Genomic DNA, 20476 nt, shown 5'->3' with positions numbered 1-20476 from the left:
ACCAGCGCAGCGATCGGACCTCCGGGCTGTCAGACCCTCGAACTAGCATCCGCTTGTGGCCCCTGACCTCCTTGCCTCACTGGCTGTCCCGCTCCCGCAAGGCCGGATGATCACATCCGACGAAGGCGATGGCGCTGTGCAGCCACTATGGCTGAGCGACACCCCGGCCTCCGGCGAGCTGTGGGCCCGTCTGCTGGCCGAACACGGCACCTCGGGCCTGTGGCCACTCCTTCTCGATGCCCACGGCCAAGGCAACGAGTGCAGGCCCTGGGCGTCCGGCGAGCTGTTTCCCGAGCGCATGTCGTCACCCCACGCGCACGCCCCGGCTGGTCTCCTGGCGCAATGGTGGAGCGCATACACGAAGACCGGCGAGGACGATGACCTGCTCACGCCGGACCAACGTGCCGCTGTCACCGCACCGTTCGGGCAGACCTGGCCAAGTCCAGTTCTCTGCCACGAGCCCGTGACCGGCTCTGATGAGATGGCCGCTCAGTATGCACGGGTCTTCACCGAACAACATCCTCAGGCACGTCTCGGGCTCGTCGCTGCTGCCTGCGGTGCACACGCCCTCACCACTCTCGGCTGGGCAGGGCCCGCCAATTACGACAACGACACCGCCAAGTTCTCCGCCGTCGTACGCGACTGGGAGCACCGCTTTGGGGCCCGCGTCGTAGCCGTCGGCTGCGACACCCTCCACCTCAGCGTCGCGGCACCGCCGATGGGGACCGGGGACGCCCTCCTGGTCGCCGCCGAGCACTTCGCCTTCTGCCCGGACAACGTCTGGCAGGGCTCCCCTCCCTACACCCTGGCCGCCTACGCCGAACGCATCGTCGGCATGAACAGCTGGGACTTCTGGTGGGACTGACCCGAACGGCATGAGTGGCCGCGCCGACGGTTGGGGCGTCGACCTGCCGCTGTGGGCGGACATCGCCCTTGCGGCCCGTGCTGGCCATGACGTTTGAGTCGGCCCCGGCCGGGCGGTTGGAACCGGCCCCGGCAAGGGGCGGATCCAGGGCCGGTGGCGGCCTGAAGCGGACCCGGGTCTCCGCGTAATGCGGCCCGCCGGATAGGTCGCTGTCCTTTGCTGGGAGAATCAACTGGTTCGAGTGCGGCCAGCGAAATGACCGGAGGATCAAGTGACTGCTCAGCAGCCCCTTGACGAGGTCCCCGCGACGGTCGTCACGGACGCCGGAATGCTCGTCTTGTGGGATCCGCAGAGGTTCGAGACGGTCGTCGATTACGACACGTGGGAGGACGAGCTCCTGGAGGACGAGGACATCGTCCGTCATATCCAGGCCGGTGCTCTGGTTCCGCTCAATGTCGGCGCAGACGGCTCGTTCGCTGTTCTGGTCCGGTCGGGTACCGCGGCCGCACCGGCTGCGTTGACCGATCGGGAGACAGCCCATCAGCTGGTCGCTTCCCAGCCCTACCTCTTCGTCTCCCGTGGTCGCGCGCTCGTGGGTGGCATCGAAGACGTCAGCGCGGACGCCTCGGACGGCGTGATCGAACACTCAGTGCCCGAGGGCCGCCATGCCGCGGTCGTCCACTTGATCGACTGGCAGGCCGAAGCCGACAGCCAGGACGCGGTCGGGCACCCCGTTCCGGGGGCCCTTCCGGACTTCGTGGTGCTGATCAACCCTGCTCAGCCCGGTCAGGGAACCTTCCGGACTGCGGTGAATACGTTCGAGGCCCCGAACGGCTGACGCCCACGGATCCGGTTCAGACAGCCTTGAGCTGCTGCTGAGCCCTGGTGTGGGCGAGGCGATGGACTCGGTGCCGTTGAAGGTGAGGCGGTCGACGGCAGCGCAGAGCCGGGGTCACTGAAGGTCTTGGTCCAGCCTCCGAACGATTCGCTCGAAGCGATGGCCACACTGTTCTCTTCCTCCCTTTCGGTCAACACCCGGAAGAGCATCTCGGCACCCCGCCGGTCGAGTTCGAGCACGCAGAGCGGATGAGCCTACCTGCGGGCCGCTCTCGCGGACTTCAGGAACCGCCACAGCCACGAACGACCCCCACACAGGCCCTGGCGGTCGACCGCCCCGGGCTACCGCGAGGACCGCGGTGGTGACCCCTGCATGAGGATCAGCCAGAGACGACGTCACGTTCGTGGGCAACGGCCCACGTCCAGTACTCGGCCACCGTCCGATTCGCTGCTTCCTCGCCGGCGGCGCGCGGCCCGAGTGGAGCGGTGAGACTCGTGTAGGAAGCCGGTGTGGTTTCCAGAAGAACGGCGTGGGTGCGTTGGCCGGGTACTCGGCCCGTGGCGAAGACGTAGGAGGCACCGGGCGACAGCGACGTGGCTCCCTGCTCGTTGCTGACGGTGACCGTGCCGTGCAGGCCGCCCTTGAAGCTTTGCTCGACCCGCACCTGGTAGAGGTCGGAGAGGATGCCGTCAATGTCGCGCTGCCCGTCACGGTTCACGACTTTGCCGGCGAAGACGTCTTCCGCGGTTCCGGCGACCTGTCTGGCATCTTGCTCGTCGTACAGGGTCACCGCCTCGCCCGCGCTGGTCGCATCTGCCGCATCGGTGAGGCGGTACACCCCCAGCACGGCTCCGGCGACGACCGCCACTCCGGCCGCAGCGAGCGCCAGTCGGCGACGAAACGAGCTCATGAGGCTGCCTTTCAGCCCCACAGGGCACGGTAGTTCTTGCGGTCCCGTGCGGTGGGGGCGCCGTTGGAGGGCATGTCGAACGTGTGCGGAGCCATCAACGAGCGGTAGCGGGCCGGGTTCTTGTGACAGAACCCCAGGGCGTGCCCCAGCTCGTGCGCAGCGATCATGCGCCGCGATGCGCGGTCCCCATACCGCTTACCCGCCCCGAGGTAAGCCTTGTTCAAGAGCAGGAGGTCAGTGCCGCGCATCCCCTTCCAGCGCCCCAGAACCCCTTTCCACGGCGGCCGCGTCCGGGACACATCCGACCATTCCAGATCAGCGATCCTGCCGGCGTCATCAGCGGGGAACTTCACCCGATCGAGGCCGCGCCGCGACCACACCCTGTGGGCGTGGGCGCGCGCATCGTCGAACACGGACTCGTCTTCCCACGCGATCTCGCCGCTGTCCACGGAGGAGCGGCCCCGTGAATCCCGCTGGCCGTTCATGCACTGCGCCGCGGCCGCCGCATGGGCCGATGCGGAAGGCACCGTGACCACAGACAGAGCAAGCAGCGTCCCCATCAGCAGCACGAGGCCCGGCCTGCGCCGAAGATGCCCTACGTCGTGCACAGGACGGGTAGCACTGCCTGGTCGCGGCCGGGCACTGGCAGCGGGGCGGGACCGAGGACGCACGGCGCTCCGTTCGGAAAAAGGGGGGACGAGCTGGAAGACCGTTCGTAGCGTGCCCGCCCCGGCTCGGTGATGCGCTGCAGGCGAGCGCTCCCTCACCCAGATGAGGTCAAACCTGACCGGCACTGCCGGGGGAGGCCGAAGAAGGCTTGTTCTTCGGCTGTTCGGGCTGGTGCATAGGGGCTGCTCAAGCACCTTGGGGCGTACGTGGGGTGCCTGGGGTGGCTACCGGACCTAGCGGGACTTTGACCCGCCGAGTACGGGAACTGCCGTCTTCGCGGGCCCGGGGATGCGTCGGTCCGGGGCGGGGCGTGTCAGCGGTGGGTGAGCCAGAAGACGATGAGGGTGATCAGCCCGCTGCCGCTGCCGAAGCAGATACCGCGCAGCAGCTGGCTGAGTGCGGTACGGCGACGGGCCCGAGCCCAGCCGCGGAGGCGGCGGGCGCGGCGGGCGAGCGCGCGGCCGGCAAGGGCGGCGGTGTCACGGACGTGGTGTACAGCGCGGCGCCAGGGGCTAGTCTGCATGATGGATGTCCTTCGCTGCTTGGGAGTTGGTGGGGGATGTCGTGCGATGCGAGGAGCCCTGCGTCCCGTTGGCCTAGGAAACCGGGGGCGCGTGATGGGGCTCCTTGCTGCTGTCCGGGTCAGCCGCGGGTGTGCTCGCGCAGAGCCTGGGCCAGGCGCCGGTCCGGGCGGGGCACGATCATGCAGGGGGCGCCGTCGTCGGCGAGGCGGTCGACTTCCATCTCCAGACCACCGGTGAGCGGCGCGGCGCTGTCGGGGCGGGGATAGACGTAGCGGGCGATCGCCTCGACCGTGTCGAAGAAGCCGTCGTCGAGTCTGTCTCCGAGGTCGTAGAGCACCTGGTGCAGCCAGTGGGCGGCTTCGCGCTGCTCGCCCAGAGAGGTGTGGTGAAGATGGAGGCAGTACGCGGAGGCGCGGTGGCCGGCACCCGCGGCCAGCTGCCACCAGAACTGTGCGGATTCGGGGTGCTGTCCGGTCAGGTGAAGGAGCGAAGCGAACACGGCGGCCCCCTCGACGTCGAGGTTGTCCTCTTCGACCGGCACGTCCGGTTCACCTTGGGCGAGCCGGTCGACGTGATGGGCGGCGTGCGGGGCGTTGAGCATCCACCGGGCGATCACCGTCAGACGCTGCCCGGCCTGAGCCGCGCGGCGGGTGTCCAGGGTGGACTTGGCCTTGTCCCGGCCGGCGTCGGCGGCCAGTTTCCTGAGCGCCGCGCCGACGTCGAACCTGCTGGGCGTGCGCACCGGCATGGCGGCGTCGGCCAGCACATCATCGAGCGTCTTCATCGTTCCCCCTCTTCTCCTTGGCGTTCTTGGCCCGGGCGGCCTTCTTACGGCGGTCCTGCTCGACGGGCAGGTTCAGCAGGACACGCAGGCGTTCGCGGCCCTTGCGGATGTGGTAGTCCACGGTCCGCGGATCCAGCCCCATGAAGCGGGCGATGCGCGTCACCGGATAGTTCAGGACGTACCGCAACACGATCACGTTGTACTGGCGCGTCGGCAGCTCCAGCATCGCCTCATACAGCCCGGCGTTGCTCGGCGCGAGCTCCATCTCGGCGCGGACCGCGGCCAGGTTGCGCGATATCGGGGCGTTGATGACGAACGCCGGCGGCCGCTTCTCCGTCTCCAGGCGCTCACGCACGTGACGGCTCAGGACCGCCATTGCGCGCTGCTCGAGGTCAGCCTCGGACAGCAGCTCGTCCCACGTCGCCAGTATCTCCAAGAACACGTCATGCACCACCAGTTCGGCGGCGCTGCGGTGGCCGAGATGGAGCTCGGCGAACGCGTGGAAAAACTCCTGCTGGGCCAGGAAGAAGCCCTCGAAGTCGATCGGCAGCTTGCTGCGAGGCGCAGCGGGCGGGTCGGAACGGCGCTGGAGCGGCACCCCGAACGCATCCGTCAGCGCGTGATCGTCATTGCTCACGCGAGTCTCACAGTGGTCATCACACGTCCCTGTACGTACGGAAGTTGGTGCACGCGTGTCCCACCGGGGCGCTCACCAGTGAGCCGGGCGGCTCTACGACCACCTTGTCGAGAATCGGGGCCGCTCACTCAACGCGACCCGGAAAAATGTGACGGCGTGATCATGTTCCACTGCGGAACGTGTTTACGAAGGGTGTACATCAGTCCAGAAAGGCGCAGTGAGCAGCCGAGGTGAACGGCCGTTTATCAGTGCGTGAAGGGTTCTAGCCAGCAAGTGGCGTGCATCACACGGAAGTTGCCCCAAGTCGGACAGCGGTCACACACAACCCACACACCGAACGCTCATACTGCGCGACCAAGAGGGCAGGAGTGACGACTCTCAAGCCCGCGCAGCATGCCGCGCCAGCTGGCCGACACGCACGGAAGATCAATGAAGAACCGCACAGGCGATCACGTGCACACCAACCTGGCGGGGTGCCTGCAACAGGCCCGTACGCACAACGAGACCGCAAGCAGGCCGCCGAGTGCTGCGTAGACGATCCAGCACCGTCCCCGCAGTACGGCGTCGGCCGCTGTCATCGGCCCGGCGCCACGCTCGCGCTCGTCGGCCACGGAGTGGATGAGCGCGAGCGCCTCCTCATGGGCCTCGTCCGGCATCGCGGCCGCTCTTGCCGTCCGGCAGCCCGGCAGGAGCACGTCCAGGCACGGCTGCTGCGGCTTCAGCGCACTCGCGTCACCGCCCGGCCGCTGCTGACGCTCAACTCTGCGCTGCGTCCTCGCCTTCTGGACGACCCGCCCTCCCTCTTCAGCTACCTCGCCGACAGTGAGATGGTGATCGAAAACGGTTTGCGCACAGGGGCTGCGGATGGATAGACGTGGCGCCCAGGCCCCTGCCACGAGGGTGGGGGCGCGACGGCAAGGGAAGAGGCGAGCCGGTGCTTCAAGAGAGCAATGCGCTTGAGTCCCCTCAAGGCACAGATCGCGTGTGTCCCTCGGTCAGGGGAAGGTAGTTGGACCTCTTCGAGATGGCGCAGGATGTGGACAGTCGAGAGGCCCTGGCCAGGTTTCTCCATGAAGCTGTTGCAGACCTCTCTGACAATGAGTCGGCCTGGGAGAACGTGACACTGGCAGACTTCCTGGAGGCCTGGGGCGCCTGGTTGCAAGCCATGCCTCAGGGGTGCGCCAACCGGGGCGAGCCCGTACCGGACAGTCCAAGCTGGAACTTGGTGGCCCAGATGGTCATGGCGGGCCGCATCTACGAGTGACATGGCCTCGCGGGGCGGCATTGGTGGAGGCCGCGATGGAGGCGCTCACAGGGTCGGCCGGGCCGCGACCGGCCCGATGTCAGTACCAGGTGGCAGGCTCTGCCTCCATGAACAAGCAGCAGTTCTGGCAGCTCATTGAGGCAGCCCGCAATCAGGCGTCCAACCCGAACGACGGCGAAGCGGTCGCTCGCGAGGCGACCTCGCTGCTGGCCTCCCGGCCGGTCGAGGAGATCGTCGCAGCAGAGCAGGTTTTGTGGGAGCTGATGGTCGACTCCTACACCAATCCCCTGTGGGCCGCTGCCTATATCGCCAACGGTGGGTGCTCTGACGACGGCTTCGACTACTTCCGCGGCTGGCTGATCGCTCAGGGCCGTCACGTCTTCGAGCGCGTAGTCACTGATCCCGATGCCCTGGCGGAACTGCCCATCGTTCGAGCCTCCGCAGCCGACGGTGTCGACCTGGAGGGTGAGGACATGCTGGGCATCGCCTGGGACGCACACATCTCGGCGACCGGTCATCAACTCCCCGCGAGCCCATCCACTCTCCGCTACCGGGAGCTGGACCCCACCTGGAACTTCGATTTCGACGACCACGACGAAATGACTCGCCGACTGCCCCGCTTGGCAGCTCTCTATCTGGGGTAAAAGGCTCTAAAGCTGCTGATCATGAGACTCTCGGCCTGCTGTCTCGTAGGTCTGGGTATGGGAAACCGTGAATCGCGGCCGTGGATCGTGTCGGACGAACTGTGGGCGCTGGTCGAGCCGTTGCTGCCGAAGCCGGGTCCGAAGCTGGTCGAGGGCAGACCGCGGGTGCCGGACCGGCAGGCCCTGTGCGGGATCCTGTTCGTTCTGCACACCGGCATCCAGTGGGAGTACCTGCCCCAGGAGCTCGGCTTCGGCTCGGGCATGACCTGCTGGCGGCGCCTTGCGGCCTGGAACGAGGCCGGCGTCTGGGACCAGCTTCACCAGTTGCTGCTGAACGAGCTGCGGTCGAAGGACCGGCTGGACTGGGAGCGGGCGGTGATCGACTCCTCGCACGTGCGGGCCGTCCGACGGGGCCCCAAAGCGGGCCCAGCCCGGTCGACCGCGCACGGCCGGGCAGTAAACACCACCTCGTCGTCGACGGCCAGGGCATCCCGCTCGCGGTGTCGCTGACCGGCGGAAACCGCAACGACGTCATTCAACTCGAGCCGTTGCTCGACAAGATTCCCGCCGTCGCGGGCCGGGTCGGCAGACCGCGTCGGCGCCCCGACGCGCTGCTGGCCGACCGCGGCTACGACCACGACAAGTACCGTCGCCTGCTCTGGCGGCGCGGAATCCGCCCCGTGATCGCGAAGAGAGGCGAGCCACACGGCACTGGCCTGGGCATTTTCCGCTACGTTGTCGAGCGCACCATCGCCTGGCTCCACGGCTTTCGCCGCCTGCGCATCCGCTGGGAACGACGCGACGACATCCATGAAGCCTTCCTCGGCCTCGCCGTCTGCCTGATCACCCACCGCCACGTCCAACGGCTTTGTTAGCACCTTTTAGGAGCAGTGGAGGCTAGAGTTGGCTTGAATGCGTCGCGGTGCGCGAACGGTTCTGTACAGATGCGCTCGCGTCATTTGCTTTTGACCTGCAGAGCCAGTGCGGGCTGCTGCCCTACCCAGAGCATGGCGATTTGGCTCGGGTTCAACTGCCGCGGTGCCCAGTAAAGTTGCATTGCATACTGTGCAACGGAAACGGCACGCGTTGGTGCTAAATCTCCACGGCAAGGTCACAGAACTGCATACAACCGTGACGCCTCTCACATTTAACACACGGCATCAATAGGTGCATTAGCCACTTGGTGGCATTGCTCCAGCGCCTCAACTCGCATAGAACGGCTCACGGCGAGGGCCCGCACAACTCGCCTACACGTGAGGAGACATGGGTTGAGGCACAGACAAATATCGAATTTAGTACGAAGGGCAGCCATAGGCGCCGCCCTCGCTCTCCTACTCGGTTCCAGTCCGGCACTCGCCGCCGGAGCCGAGGGAAGAATCGACCCCAATGCGGCACCTTCCAGTCGCCCCGCAGCAGGCCCCGAGTCCCGCGCCGTGCCTGGAGGCGACAGGCCAGAATCCGGCAAGACTCCAAAGGCCGGACCGGAGTTCAAGCAGACCAACGGCGTGTGGAACGTCACCAGCCCAGAGACGGTCCTCCGCAACACTGTGACCGACGCGGACGGCGACAAGAGCACCGAGACGTTCGAAGTCTTCACGACTGACGCCGACGGCAAGGCGAAGGATCAAGTCAAGTTCCCCGGCAATGAGGACGGAGTCCTCGTCTCCCCGTATGTATCTTCCGGCAGTACGGCCGAGGTCACCGTTCCCGCCGGCAAGCTGAAGCCGGGCGTCACCTACACCTTCCACACGTCCGCGTACGACGGCTCTCTGTATGAGACCAAGTGGTCCCCATGGGCCAAGTTCCGCATCGCGCCCTACGCGACCTTCCCTGCCCCGCAGGCGAGTTCAAACATCGACCCGGTGGCCCAGAAGACACAAGAGATCTTCCGCAGCGACCCCGGCGCGTTGGCGATCCGCAAGGCCGGGGGAACGAACTGTTCAAAGGCCGACGCGCAAGGCCGCCAGGTGTGCCTCAAGTTCCACCCGGCATCTGAGAAGCAGAAGTCTCTGCTCTCCCCCAGAGCAGAGGTTCCGGACCTCGTGCCGTGGTGCTCCGACAAGCCGTCGGGCCACGACTACATCAACCGCACCGACGGCTGCCTGAATAATGTCGGCAGCGCCGACTTGATCTTCACTTCCGGCGGAGAGCCGGACAAGCCCCCCTTCGGTGTGGCGACGTTCAACTTCCAGCAGCGGCTGAAGGCTTACCCGAACAAGACGTCCGGCGGCAGCGACTTCGCGGAGTTCGACCAGCAGCTGTTCGTCACCCCCACCTCCATCGACCCGCAGCTTCTTGGCGTCCGCCTCACCTGGAACGCAGGAACGGTCTGCGACCACTGCACCAGTACCCCGGTGGCATGGAAGGACTACAAGACGGGGGAGCCCGAGAGGGGCTACTGGCTGGACAGCGAGGTCGGCCAGACGCAGGTTGCCAGCACCACCACAAAGTGGACCGGCACCGGTAAGGAGACCATCGGCCTGACGTGGGACATGGTTGGCGCTGTCGACGTCGATCTTGACCTCGCCGCGCGCGCCAACTTCGGCACCAGCGGTAAAGAACTCAAGGTTCGCTGCGACGATCTCAGCAAGAGCAGCCCCACACCCGGCTGTGTACTTCCGTACTACACCCCGACCTACACGATGGACACCAACCTCTACCCGGCAGCCGGCGCCTACTACTGGTTCATGCAGCAGCGCATGACCGGAAAGCCCGGTACCGGCGACACGCCCATGCACTACCTCGGCCCGGACACCACCAAGACCAACGCGGACGGCAACAAGTGGACCAGTGGCGACAGTCGAAAAGTGGTCTGCCCGACCGCGTGGCCAAAACATCCCATGCACGCTTCGATAGGGTCGCCGACCTGCGATGAGTTCGCTATGGCCTCGGCCCACGAGAGCGGTGGCTACCCCGACGCCGGCAACAAGTACCAGGTCTCCTCAGGAGACAAGTGCGCACAGCTCTACGCCAACCCCTCGGGGAGCTCCTTCGGTCTTTTCGCCGACACACGCGAGGACAAGAACGGCCCCTCCAACGCCGAGAAGTGCGGCCGCGCCACGATCCCCAAGGTTCAAAACGAGGGGGCCTTCCACCTGTTCCCGGCCCCTGCCTGGCGCATGCTCGACAAGGACGCCTTCTACCTCAGTAACCCTGGCTTCGAACACTGCACCACCACCAGCAGCACCTGCGCGTGGAAGAAGATCAGCTAGATCCTCGTGACGTGTGGGGTGAGTACGTACGCTCACCCCACACTTCTCACTCAGCCAACGGCTCCCATGCCGCTCGCTCGGCAGCATCCACCGGCACCCCCCACACCAAGAACCCGTTCATCAGGCCAACCCTTGCCTGTGCTACGAGCTCCGGAATTTCCAGGACGTCAGCCATCTCCTCCAAGTAGCCCGTCAGCGACTCGAACTGGATACTGCGCTCCGCATACTCACCCCAGTACCAGATCCTGCCGGTCTCAGCGTCCACACACAGACCAGACAGAGCATCTGAGTCCTTCGCAGCGAAGGGGATCCAGGAGGGCCGCCACACCGTGATCTCTTCTGTACTCCCCGTCCGCTGCTGCGCGTTTAGATCTTGCTGACGCAGCCGCATCTTTCCCTGATAGACGGAGCGGACGTCCTCGAACGACATCAGTACACACTCCTCCGGCATGAACTGAGGGATTGGATCCGGTCCCGCACCTGCCCGACGACTCCACAACGCCCTCAGCCCCATGGGCAGACGCACACCCAAAGACTCCTGCAGTTCGTCGAGCTCCGCCTCGGAAGCGCCGGGCAGCAGGCTCGCGAATGTCGCCGGAGCGTTCCGCTCAAGCCAGGACTCAATACGCTGCCAGGCGTCCTCTATCTGACGCCACTCAATGCTCTGCTCGCGTGCCGTATGACCATCCATACCCAACACGCTACTGCCAACTGCTCACATGGACGCAAGGTTCGGCCGTGCTCCACTGTGCTCGATGTGACCAGATACGGATTGGCCATCAAGGCACACCCAAAGGGCGGCAAGCCGAAAGGGGAGGACGAAGAAGACCAGGCTCGGACGATCCCACTGCTGGCTTCGGGCCGGGTGCCCGGTGCATGGCTACCTTCGAGTGCGGGCGCGCAGCGCGATCACGGACACGATGGCCGGGGCTGCGGCAGCAGGATCGTCGGGCGCGATACCGGCTTCCAGCTGGACTAGACGCCGTTCTAGGGCTGTGAGGTTGTTGGTGTTGTCGACGGTGGCGATGCCGTTGACGGTGACCTTGAGCGGGTCAGCGAGGAGCTGCGTGATGCGCTCCTGCAGGACCTCGAAGGCCACGGCCCGGGCGGTGCCGAGTCGTTCGTAGCGGCTGGCCAGCTCTTCGGGCGGGGTGTCGCTGCCGAGCAGGGCTTGTAGCCAGTGCAGAACCTCACCGGTCACGGTGCGCTCCAGGGAAGGGGCGTGGTGGGGAGCCGGGGCTCCCCACCACGCGAGGTTAGGCGGACTTCGGCTTCCGGATCGTCTTGCCGGACTCACCTGCCGGCCCGGGCGGGATGTGCCAGCACTTCGGGTTGGTGATCTGCTCAGCCACGGCCGGATCCGTCACTTCGGTCCCGGCCAGGAGCACGGCCGGGACCCGCTCGGCGGGATCGAGGATGTGGACCGTCGCGGCGAGCACGCCGAGGGACTTCACGGCGGCGCTCACAGGACGGTGGCGGTGATGTGGCAGTCCGGCGAGTACAGCACCGGCATCGCGGCGGCTGCGCCCTTGGTCCAGATCTGCACCGGGTCGTCCTCGACATCGCGGGTGATGATGATGCCCGGCGCGTCCTCCCGCTCGATCTGTGGGGTGGTGCCACGGGAGAGGGCGAGGGACTCGGTGGTGGTGCCGTACTGGGTCTGGCCCCACTTCGCACGGTCCGGGGGCAGCATGATCCACCGGTCTTCCGGCAGCACGCGCTTGGACACGTCGTCCTGCCACACCTGAGCCTTGTAGAACGTGACGGGCGGAAGGCCGTAGTTGCCGCGCACTGAGTTGATCTGCTGCGGGTTCAGCGTGGCCGTCGGAGTCTGGCCTCCGGCCGGGGTGCCGTAGTACGCCGCCCGGTAGGACTGGGTGCCCGCCAGATGCGACCACGCCTTACGTGAAGTGAGCACCATCTCCGGGGCGGGGGCGCCGATGGCGTCGAGGTAGTCGATCCACCGCAGCTCATCCGCGATCGGGTCCGAGGTCGGGTCCGACCACGGCTTCGGCGCGGTCGGCATGTTCGCGGCCGGCACTCCGTAGTCGGCTTCGACCGTGAGGCCGTTCTCCCCGGCCAGGCTGAACTTGCCGTCCAGCAGCACGTCACCGGCGGCGAGTTCGAGGCGAGAGCGGATCGCTTCGACGTGCCGCTGCACGTCGTCGTAGAGCAGTTCCACGAGCCGGTCTTCGTCGGCGCCGCGGGCAGCGTCCAGGAGCAGCTGCTCCATCTCGCCGACGAGGAGCTTCTGGCCCAGCGCGGGCAGGGTGCCCTCGGTCTGCGTCGAGGTGGCCTGCCGCTTCGCGAACGGCACGCTGGTGTCGTAGGCACGGTAGGAGGCGGCGTTCACGCGCCGCTTGTTCTGCCGCACGCGCCACTTCACGTCGTGCACCCGGGCCTCGGGGAACACCTTCTGCGTGAGCAGGAAGTCGTCCGGGCTGGGGATGGTGCGCGCGTAGACCGTCAGGTCGGTGACGGAGACGTTGTTCAGGAGGTCGGCGACGCTCACGCGCTCACCGCCCCGAGGAAGCGGATCTGCGCCCTGGCCGGGTTAGGGGTGATCTTGGCCGGGTCGAGGCCGCCGGGGATCTTCGTGGCGTGGGCGGTGCCGTGCCAGAGCAGTGCCGCGGGCACCTTCGTCACGCCGGGGGTGAAGGGCGCCTCCGCATACACGAGGCCGGTGAGGACTTCGCGGCCGTCATCGGCTGCGGGATCGTAGGCCCCGTACAGGCCGGAGGCGGTGATGCGGCCGACGGGGACACCGGAGCGGATGAAACCGTGCGGCTGGGCTGCGGTCGGCTCGACGTAGTGGACGTTCTTGGTGAGCTTGGCCAGGTCGAGGGTGATGGTCTCGGTGGAGTCGGTGCCGTGGCGGGAGGCGAGCCAGTCCCGGTCGGCGGTGACCGTCACGATCTGGATCCCTCGATCCGCGCCGGTGCCGAGGCCGCGGGCCTGTCCCTGAACGCGTACATCGTCCGGGCGGCTCGCCGCCAGGCCACACTGGATGCCGCGCGGCAGCTCGCCTCGCTGGGTCTGGGTGAGGACCTGGCGGGCGAGGGCGACGCTCTGTGAGGCGGGGTGAGGTCTGGACTCTGGCCGATGGACGCGGCGTCCTGATCGTCTCCCTGGACGGTCTGGAAACGTCGTTCAAGGCGGTACTCGCGATCGTGCTGCATCCGAGCGGGCGCTACCCCGACACGGCGATGAGCGTGGTGATCGGCGACCCGATGCCGTGCACCGCGGTTGCCGTGAACCTCCAGCAACTGCACGCGACACGCTTCACGGACGCGACCCGCGTCGGGGTAGTGCCCGCCGAAACAATGGCGCGGGTAGACCAGGCGCTGCGCGCGGTTCTCGATCTGTGAGGCGCGTTCTCACCTCACCGCAAGCGGCGGTCATCGCGTAGGCCCGAAGACGAGGCCGACAGGTAGAGGGCGGGACACCGACTGCCAGGCCCCGGCGTCGTCCTCAGCCGATGAGTTGGCCCCGGGACGGCCCGGGGACAGAGTGCGGGCCAGGCGAATCCTCGAGACTATGACGTTCCGGGGCTTCGCCGTGTTGTGCGCGGCGAGTTCTTGCGCGTTCAGCCAGAAGTCGTTCCCGAGGTAGTACATGGCGACGAAGCCCGCGGAGATGAACCCTCCCCAGCCCAGGACCAGCAAGAAGATGTTGGAGTCGGTCCGCTGGATGCTGTAGGCCACGCCCTGCATGGTCGTGAACAGCCACGGGAACCACGTCGTCCGGCCGAAGCTCGGGTCGGCGTACCAGCTGCCGTTCCTGCGCCACGCCAGCAGCGGGGCCGACGCGAAGCCGACGCTGGCCAGGCAGTACATGAAGGCGAAGAAGCCGTTCTCGATGAAGTCACGGCCGTTGGTGATCCCGAGGTAGGCGACCCCGGGCAGGAACAGCACGACCGCCAGGCCGAAGCCGAGCACATCTCCGCGCCGTCGAACCGGCTCTGCCGTCACGCTCCACCCCACTCTGGCCGCTGCCATGTTCCCCGGCACCGTACCGGGCACGGGAAATGCACCCGGCAGTGGCAGAGGGGCCGGTCTCGGCAACAGCGCCTTCTCGGCCAATGCCAGTGGGGAACCGGGCATGGCACGGAACTTTGCGGGTGGCGAGCAGCTGATCTGTCCCATGATCTGGCCTGGGGGCCGCATCGGCCCGGGGACGGTGAGGAGCAGCGGTATGGGCGTGAGCCACAGCCATCTGACCAAGTCGGAAGTGCAGCAACTGCTGGGCGTGACCACGTTCGGGATGCGGCGGCTGGCGCGGAAGTACGACAAGTTCCCCAAGCCGACGGAGCGTCCCTACAGCCCGTTCAACCGGCAGGCCCCCCAGGAAGTGTGGGACGCCACCGAGGTCTACTCCTGGGCGGCACAAACCGTGGAACTCGCCCACCGCGGCGCCCTCCTGTTGCGCCCCCTGCCCGAGGAACCGGCTCCTGGCCGCTGGCTCGGATACAAGGACACGGCGCGAGGGCCGGCGCTGGACTGGCAGACCGACCTCGGCGTCATCCGTCTCGTGCACTGCGACGACTCCAAAGCCGCGACCGACGTCGCCTCAGCCATCGTCAGCAGCGGCAATAGGAACGGCGTCGTCACCGTCTGCGCTCTGTACGGGGACATGGGCTCTGGCGGGCCGGCGCTGGTCGCTGCCGACACCGCGCACCCGGGCATCGAGTACGAGGCCGGCTGGGGCGAAGTCGCGGCGCTCGTCGGCCAAATGCTGCCCTGGTGGCCCGACCCGCTGCGCCTTCCGCGACCGCGTGATCAACCGTGTCCCTCTGCCCTCCGACCCACTGGGCGCCGTGGTCGACGGCCTGCTCGCCGAGAAGGCCGATTTCTACCTCGACTACGGCGACAGCTTCCTGGTGAGCGGTACGGGATTCCCGTGGATAGACTACCCCGACCGCACCCAGCTGGGCAAGGCAGGAGTTCCCTCCTTGGAGGGGGTCGTGAAGCTGAGCGTCCACGCCCCCCGGGCGGCTCCCACCGTGGAGAAGTTGCGGGCAGCCGCCGGGGCGGCAGTCGAGGTGTGCGCACATGCGGATGGAGTCGTTGACGTCACCTCCGCCGGGGCGACGAAAGCGGCAGCCCTCTCGGCGCTGCTCGCCGGACAGGCAGCTGCGCGCGCGCGAACGGTGGCCTTTCTCGGCAACGACCTGAACGATCAGGAGATGCTGGGCCTGGCCGACGTCGCGGTCGTCGTCGGAGGTGGTCTTCCCGGGCTCGAACGTGCTGGACACGTACGACGGGTTCGTGCGGAGGACACAGATGTCGCGGCGGTGCTGCATGACGTGACCCGCCGTTCCCGCGAGGATCGGGACGTCGGCTGATGGGCGCTTTTGATGCCGCCGCCCTCCACCCCGGACTGCAGCTGCCCAGCCGCGCACAACACCACTTCGCCGAGGCCGTGTCCCTGCGCGCCTCGATCGCGGACCGGCTGCGGCAGGAACTGCGCGCACCGAACTTCACCCCGTATCTGGTGCACAACACCACGTCGGGCCTGCTGACGGCGCTCTTCGCGGCGGGTGCCTCCGGCCGTACCGTGCGCACATGCGGTCCGGACCACCAGCACTATCCGGCCTACGCGGGAATACTCCCTCACGGCGGCCCGGAAGCGGAGTGGGAACTGCGGACCCATGTGTCGCCACTGGCCGGCACCGTGGACGAGCTGGCCGGGGACAGCATAAAGATCGTCGACGCCGCCCAATCCCTGGGCACGACCCTCACCTCAGCGGCACTCACTCATGGCGACGTCGTGCTCGCGCCCCTGCACAAGCACTTGGGGCTGGCAGTAGGGCTAGGACTCGCACTCGTGCGCACCGACCCGCCGGCGTTGGAGCTCGTACATCGTGTGTTCGGCGTGGCAGAGTCCGGCGCCCAGTCACTGGACCTGCTGCGCGCCGCAGAACAAGCGCTGCAGGACGCGGAGGGGAGAATATTCAACCGGGCCGTGATCGATGTCGACGACGCCCTGCGGGCCTGGTGCGCGCGGCACGGCATGCGCCTGCTGAACCGTGGGCGCGGAGCCCCCTTCGCGTGCGTCACCACCACGGACGGCTCCGCGGTCAGCGAGCGGCTGGCCCCCTCCGGCTGGCGCCATTTCCGGGCGGAGAACATCGCCCGGTTCGCGTTCCACTGCCGTGGTCTCGTCGACGATCCGCCCGCCGATCACACGACGGCATTCCAAGAGGCACTCACCCGTGCGCTGCACACGGGCCTGCACCCCTGAACACTCACCTCAGCGGGCTCTGGACGACGGGGGCCTCGTGCCACCACGAGGTCGTGCCCGTAGCTCCCTTCCAACTGAACGAGAAGTGCACATGGTCCGCATGCGGGTTGGGGCCCTCGTAGGCGCGCCAGCCGTCCAACGCCGCGTAGGAACCCCAGATCCGCGAGTCCCAGATGATGTACATCAGACCGAAACGCCGGGCGGCGGCGCAGGGCCGTCCCAGGCCGTCTGAGGCCAGGAGCCAGTCGAGCAGTTCGGCGGCATCCCGTCCCTGGCATGCGCTGCACACGCGCCAGTCCCAGGCGCGGCCCTCCTTGTGCTCACTGCGGCCACCTACGTCAGGGGGGCGCAGGATGCCCATGCTGCCCGTTCCTGGAAAAGCAGAGAGCACCAGATCGCGGAAGGCGATGACTCCAGGCTGCGGTTGTGAACCGTGGGTCGTCTGCGGCTCGTACCCCGCGAATTCGTCGATGACATGGCCCGTTCTCGCCCTGAGAGTGCGGTCAAGACCGGCCGGTATACCTGCCCTGCGGGCGCGAGAGGTCGCTGAGCATCCACGCGCCTGGCACATGATCGTCCCCCGCTGCTCGATGTGCACGCCTGAACCCCCGAGAAATTGGCTCGCAAACTTGACAGACTTAATAGTGGGCGCACCAGGAGACGAAATGTACGTGCCTGGCTACAGAACTACGGGGTGCTCCTGCCTATCCAGCGAGAGCATGCGGGCAACGGTACCTGCCACTGCGTCGGCTCCGCGGTTTATAGCGGGCAAGCTACCAGCGTAGTACGTGGCTCCGGCAGTAATTTCACCTATCGCGTACAGGTGAGGATGAGCATCGCCGGATGGCAGTCTGACTCGACCGGTTCCCGGGTCTACGCGGAGTCCACCGGCCTTGTCCCAGGTTGTGAAGCCATTCGCCTTGAGGGACGAGATGAGAAGGCGGGAGCGTCCGTTGGTCGCGCCTGGGCTGGTCCGAGTCGCATCGATCGCGGCGCGGACCTTCCGCGCCTTGCCGGCGGAATGTACGAGAAAGGTGCCGGTCTGGAAGTGGACATCCGTCAACCCTGCAAGGACTGATAGTTGCCCCGAATCCATGGCGCCGAGCAGAGCCGAGGCTGTCTTCTCTGGCATCGGGGACTGCAGGCTTTTCATCCGTTGCGTATGTGAGGCGAGCTCCCGGGCAGCCGCCTCCGACAAGCAGGAGCGAATCTTTTCCCCCAAGTCGAAGGAGACCCTCGACAGGATGGTTTGAAGAGGATTCACATTCGGGCGCTTCAGTTGATGACGAATGTGATCATGAGCGGACACACGTGAATGGAACCAGGAGAACTCGGTCTTCACGTCCGTTCCTTCAGCCTTGAGTTCTTCCTGAAGCAATTCCAGAATGGCGCTGATCTCGAGTTTCCCGGTCAAGCTGACTTGAGACTGCACACGCTCATCGGTGACATGACCCAGAGGCTTGATCTCTTTCGCCGCACGAACCTGAGGGAGAATTCCGTTCCGTGACGCCATGGTGATAGGCCCTTGGTGCCCCAGGTGGAGCAGACCCATCGTGGCATCTACGGCAGTCAAGCCGGTTCCGACTATCAGTACGGGGGCATGTGGGTCACGGAGGCGGGGGAGTACATGACTCAAGGGGTAAGGGTTGCACTGAAAACCAGGAGTACCCTTCAACTGGAACGGGTCGGCAGGGCTGCCGGCCCCAATGGCCAGGATCACGTGAGTGTAGGCCCTGGTCCTGCGATCACTCCGCACCAGCAGAGTGCCGTTGCTCCCCTCCGAAACGTCCACGACGGTTTCCCTGTGGACGGAAACATCCCACCCCCGTTGTTCCGCGGTTCCGCGGCAGTCGCGAAGTCTCGATTCCAGGTACTGACCGAAGAATCTGCGTGGGGCAAAGGAATTTCCCAGGTCCAACCCGTTGTAGGTCGAGCCGGATCGCGTCGGCTGCGCGGCGAGCCAGCAGAGGAAATCGTCGTCCTTATCGGCGCGAATTGACAGATCGCCGTTCGGTAGGTTGAGGAGAGCGCAATCCAGGTCCGGGCCGAACGCCTGGCCGGTCGCTAGATTCCCTGCTTCGTAGATGCAGAGTTCCACCTCCTGTGTGAATTTCTCGGTGCGGCTGAGTAGGCTGTCAATGAAGCTGACAGCCGCTGCCCCGCCTCCAATGATCGCTATACGCATGGCCATATTTACCTCGACTGGATTTCCCTGTCTGGCCCCATCCGCGATTCCAGCGAGGAGGGGTCAAGATCGCCATACGTATCCACGTAGGGAGGAAAATTCAGGAGATGATGTTCCTTCAGCTCGTCCTGGTGATCGAGTAGAAAATGCAGCTCATTGCGATCTCCGGACCACCTTGATCCATTAAAGAATTGCATCCCGGGGAATCGCGTTTTGTAGAGGCTTCTTGTGTCGTAGCACAGGCCCAGATAGCAATGATCGACACTTTCGTCCCGGAGGCGAAAGAGCGTCGCGGCCATCAGGTGATTCCCTATCTCGACTCTCCGGTACGCTGGGTCGTATACGGGTATCCCGTACTGGGATATGCCGTCGCGAATCAATACGGGAACGAACCCGACGGCTGCCCCTGTATTTCTGTCGACAAGGTGCGACACGTGGGTGGCGAGGGGAGAGTCGAGCATCTCGAAGAATCGCGACCGGCGATAATCCGCGCGAGTCTTCTGTGCGTCGAAGTATCCGTCCGCCAGTGCTCGCCATTCCGGCGAGAGGTGAAACTCGGCCCGCGTCACAAGTGTCTGATCGATGCTCGAACACTTTCTCTCTACATACCGAATTCGGCCGGTCTTTGAAAGATCCTCAAGGTTCACCCGGACACTTCTGGCAAGATAGAAGCGCGAAAGGTCGTATGCGCTCGGAAGGAAGCCTTGCGTGTAGGCGGAGCGTACACTCTCACCCTTTTCCAGAAATCCCCAGACGTGATAGGAGAAAATATAGTTCTCATAATCAGGCGGGCGTTCAGAAAACGCAATCCTCATGTCTCTCCCGTAATTCAATGTTCGAGCGGGTGGTGTCCCGCCGGCGGGACGCTCGTGGGGCTATGGGGGTGGCGGCGGGGCCGGATGTCGCGTTGAGCGCCCGGGTCAGTGCGTCCTTGAGGTCGCTGAGCATCGGAACAGCCTTGTCAGCGGCAGGGAACGGGAAGAAGTGATCACCGTGATAGCTCCGATGGCATGCCTGACTCGAGAAGAAGTCCCGCCACCGCTCTACTTCCGTGCGTGACGCGAGAGGATCGGCCAGTCCGCTGAAGAGCGAGACGGGTATGTCCAGAGGGTGTTCCGGACGGAACGACCAGCTCTCGGCCAGGCGCAGGTCGGCCCGCAGTACAGGAAGCATGACCGCCATCAGTTCTGAGTGCGCCAGCGTTTCGGCCGGGGAGCCGCCCAACGTGCCGAGGGCGGTGAGCAGTTCAGTGTCGGGGAGATCGTGCAGCCTGTGCGTCGTCATGTCCGCCGCCGGGGATCGTGCTGCCGAGAGGAAGAGCTGTACGGGTCGGGGCAGGCCGCGGCGGACGCACTCATGCGCCAGCTGGAAGGCGAGCCGGCCGCCCATGCTGTGGCCGAACAGGGCGTACGGCCCTGCGCCCAACTGTCCGGTGAGCTCGGACAGAAGCAGGTCCATCAGGCTGTCTGCGGAGGTGTGCAGCGGTTCGCGGATCCGCCTTCCATGGCCCGGGAGTTCGACTGCCGACACAGGGAAGCGAGGTCCGACCGCATCACTCCATCGCTGGTACACGCGAGCGGAGCCACCCGCGTAGGGCAGGCAGAACAGGCGCACTGAGGTCTCACCGATCATCTGCACCCGGAACACCTATCGCCCTTACAGCTCCGACACAAAGGTTGACGGTTTGGCCCTGAGGCGGGC

24 protein-coding genes and 2 pseudogenes are annotated in these 20476 nt (G+C 66.1%); 9 read left to right on the top strand and 17 right to left on the bottom strand.

Annotated features, from left to right (window positions below; genetic code table 11):
* Positions 1-136: 136 nt before the first annotated feature.
* Positions 137-865: a DUF4253 domain-containing protein gene (locus AB0N81_RS10950; RefSeq protein ID WP_365357456.1), complete on the top strand. Its 729-nt coding sequence runs from the start codon at positions 137-139 to the stop codon at positions 863-865.
* 271 nt (positions 866-1136) lie between these two features.
* Entirely contained in the window at positions 1137-1703 is a 567-nt protein-coding gene (locus tag AB0N81_RS10945; RefSeq protein WP_365357455.1) for a hypothetical protein, read from the top strand.
* A gap of 16 nt (positions 1704-1719) precedes the next feature.
* Here AB0N81_RS10945 and AB0N81_RS10940 read toward each other — a convergent pair.
* The 7 genes and pseudogenes from AB0N81_RS10940 to AB0N81_RS10910 all read right to left on the bottom strand — a co-directional run.
* Positions 1720-1939 (bottom strand): annotated as a pseudogene (locus tag AB0N81_RS10940) (ATP-binding protein); the annotation flags it as partial.
* A gap of 143 nt (positions 1940-2082) precedes the next feature.
* Entirely contained in the window at positions 2083-2634 is a 552-nt protein-coding gene (locus AB0N81_RS10935; protein WP_365357454.1) for a hypothetical protein, read from the bottom strand.
* Positions 2625-3182, bottom strand: coding sequence for a hypothetical protein (locus AB0N81_RS10930; RefSeq protein ID WP_365357453.1), 558 nt, complete (start codon positions 3180-3182; stop codon positions 2625-2627). Before AB0N81_RS10930 ends, AB0N81_RS10935 begins: the two co-directional genes overlap by 10 nt.
* A 413-nt stretch (positions 3183-3595) precedes the next feature.
* On the bottom strand, positions 3596-3805 hold the full coding sequence (locus AB0N81_RS10925) for a hypothetical protein (RefSeq protein WP_365357452.1): 210 nt from the start codon (positions 3803-3805) through the stop codon (positions 3596-3598).
* Between the two features lie 119 nt (positions 3806-3924).
* Complete coding sequence (locus tag AB0N81_RS10920; RefSeq protein ID WP_365357451.1) at positions 3925-4590, bottom strand: hypothetical protein; 666 nt, start codon at positions 4588-4590, stop codon at positions 3925-3927.
* Entirely contained in the window at positions 4574-5227 is a 654-nt protein-coding gene (locus tag AB0N81_RS10915) for a sigma-70 family RNA polymerase sigma factor (RefSeq protein WP_365357450.1), read from the bottom strand. Before AB0N81_RS10915 ends, AB0N81_RS10920 begins: the two co-directional genes overlap by 17 nt.
* A 449-nt stretch (positions 5228-5676) precedes the next feature.
* Positions 5677-5883: a hypothetical protein gene (locus AB0N81_RS10910; RefSeq protein ID WP_365357449.1), complete on the bottom strand. Its 207-nt coding sequence runs from the start codon at positions 5881-5883 to the stop codon at positions 5677-5679.
* A 353-nt stretch (positions 5884-6236) separates the two neighbouring features.
* Between AB0N81_RS10910 and AB0N81_RS10905 the strand changes: the two genes are divergently transcribed.
* From AB0N81_RS10905 to AB0N81_RS10890, 4 genes and pseudogenes are all read left to right on the top strand, one after another.
* Positions 6237-6491, top strand: coding sequence for a hypothetical protein (locus AB0N81_RS10905; protein WP_365357448.1), 255 nt, complete (start codon positions 6237-6239; stop codon positions 6489-6491).
* 107 nt (positions 6492-6598) lie between these two features.
* The gene (locus tag AB0N81_RS10900) at positions 6599-7135 is read left to right on the top strand and encodes a DUF4240 domain-containing protein (protein ID WP_365357447.1); all 537 of its coding nucleotides are present in this window, start codon (positions 6599-6601) and stop codon (positions 7133-7135) included.
* Between the two features lie 21 nt (positions 7136-7156).
* A pseudogene (locus AB0N81_RS10895) lies at positions 7157-8010 on the top strand (IS5 family transposase).
* A gap of 558 nt (positions 8011-8568) precedes the next feature.
* A complete protein-coding gene (locus AB0N81_RS10890; protein ID WP_365357446.1) occupies positions 8569-10347 on the top strand; it encodes a hypothetical protein in 1779 nt (592 codons plus the stop codon).
* 46 nt (positions 10348-10393) lie between these two features.
* On the opposite strand, the gene AB0N81_RS10885 is transcribed toward AB0N81_RS10890, so the two are convergent.
* The 5 genes from AB0N81_RS10885 to AB0N81_RS10865 form a co-directional block, all read right to left on the bottom strand.
* The gene (locus tag AB0N81_RS10885) at positions 10394-11038 is read right to left on the bottom strand and encodes an SMI1/KNR4 family protein (protein ID WP_365357445.1); all 645 of its coding nucleotides are present in this window, start codon (positions 11036-11038) and stop codon (positions 10394-10396) included.
* Between the two features lie 189 nt (positions 11039-11227).
* Positions 11228-11548, bottom strand: a complete 321-nt coding sequence (locus tag AB0N81_RS10880; protein WP_365357444.1) for a hypothetical protein — start codon at positions 11546-11548, stop codon at positions 11228-11230.
* Positions 11549-11603: 55 nt separating this feature from the next.
* Positions 11604-11813 carry a hypothetical protein gene (locus tag AB0N81_RS10875; RefSeq protein WP_365357443.1) on the bottom strand — a complete coding sequence of 70 codons (210 nt, stop codon included), beginning with the start codon at positions 11811-11813 and terminating at the stop codon, positions 11604-11606.
* The gene (locus AB0N81_RS10870; protein WP_365357442.1) at positions 11810-12859 is read right to left on the bottom strand and encodes a major capsid protein; all 1050 of its coding nucleotides are present in this window, start codon (positions 12857-12859) and stop codon (positions 11810-11812) included. The genes AB0N81_RS10875 and AB0N81_RS10870 overlap by 4 nt, the downstream gene beginning before the upstream one ends.
* The gene (locus AB0N81_RS10865; protein ID WP_365357441.1) at positions 12856-13260 is read right to left on the bottom strand and encodes a head decoration protein; all 405 of its coding nucleotides are present in this window, start codon (positions 13258-13260) and stop codon (positions 12856-12858) included. The genes AB0N81_RS10870 and AB0N81_RS10865 overlap by 4 nt, the downstream gene beginning before the upstream one ends.
* A gap of 158 nt (positions 13261-13418) precedes the next feature.
* Here AB0N81_RS10865 and AB0N81_RS10860 point away from each other — a divergent pair, with 158 nt between their 5' ends.
* Positions 13419-13715, top strand: a complete 297-nt coding sequence (locus AB0N81_RS10860) for a hypothetical protein (protein WP_365357440.1) — start codon at positions 13419-13421, stop codon at positions 13713-13715.
* Positions 13716-13745: 30 nt separating this feature from the next.
* Here AB0N81_RS10860 and AB0N81_RS10855 read toward each other — a convergent pair whose 3' ends face one another.
* Positions 13746-14345: a hypothetical protein gene (locus AB0N81_RS10855; protein ID WP_365357439.1), complete on the bottom strand. Its 600-nt coding sequence runs from the start codon at positions 14343-14345 to the stop codon at positions 13746-13748.
* Positions 14346-15163: 818 nt separating this feature from the next.
* Between AB0N81_RS10855 and AB0N81_RS10850 the strand changes: the two genes are divergently transcribed.
* Both AB0N81_RS10850 and AB0N81_RS10845 read left to right on the top strand, forming a co-directional pair.
* Complete coding sequence (locus AB0N81_RS10850; protein ID WP_365357438.1) at positions 15164-15691, top strand: HAD hydrolase family protein; 528 nt, start codon at positions 15164-15166, stop codon at positions 15689-15691.
* Positions 15691-16590 (top strand): DUF6024 family protein, encoded by a 900-nt coding sequence (locus AB0N81_RS10845; protein ID WP_365357437.1) that lies wholly within the window; start codon positions 15691-15693, stop codon positions 16588-16590. The genes AB0N81_RS10850 and AB0N81_RS10845 overlap by 1 nt, the downstream gene beginning before the upstream one ends.
* A 4-nt stretch (positions 16591-16594) precedes the next feature.
* Here AB0N81_RS10845 and AB0N81_RS10840 read toward each other — a convergent pair whose 3' ends face one another.
* The 4 genes from AB0N81_RS10840 to AB0N81_RS10825 form a co-directional block, all read right to left on the bottom strand.
* Positions 16595-16951: a hypothetical protein gene (locus tag AB0N81_RS10840; RefSeq protein WP_365357436.1), complete on the bottom strand. Its 357-nt coding sequence runs from the start codon at positions 16949-16951 to the stop codon at positions 16595-16597.
* 318 nt (positions 16952-17269) lie between these two features.
* On the bottom strand, positions 17270-18775 hold the full coding sequence (locus tag AB0N81_RS10835; protein ID WP_365357435.1) for an FAD/NAD(P)-binding protein: 1506 nt from the start codon (positions 18773-18775) through the stop codon (positions 17270-17272).
* An 8-nt stretch (positions 18776-18783) separates the two neighbouring features.
* Positions 18784-19590: a hypothetical protein gene (locus AB0N81_RS10830; RefSeq protein ID WP_365357434.1), complete on the bottom strand. Its 807-nt coding sequence runs from the start codon at positions 19588-19590 to the stop codon at positions 18784-18786.
* Positions 19571-20407: an alpha/beta fold hydrolase gene (locus AB0N81_RS10825; protein ID WP_365357504.1), complete on the bottom strand. Its 837-nt coding sequence runs from the start codon at positions 20405-20407 to the stop codon at positions 19571-19573. Before AB0N81_RS10825 ends, AB0N81_RS10830 begins: the two co-directional genes overlap by 20 nt.
* Between the last annotated feature and the right edge of the window lie 69 nt (positions 20408-20476).

The sequence above is a fragment of the Streptomyces sp. NPDC093510 genome, from assembly GCF_040683555.1.
GTDB lineage: Bacteria > Actinomycetota > Actinomycetes > Streptomycetales > Streptomycetaceae > Streptomyces.
Note: the sequence above shows the minus strand (reverse complement) of the source record. Positions and strands in the feature narration are given on the sequence as shown.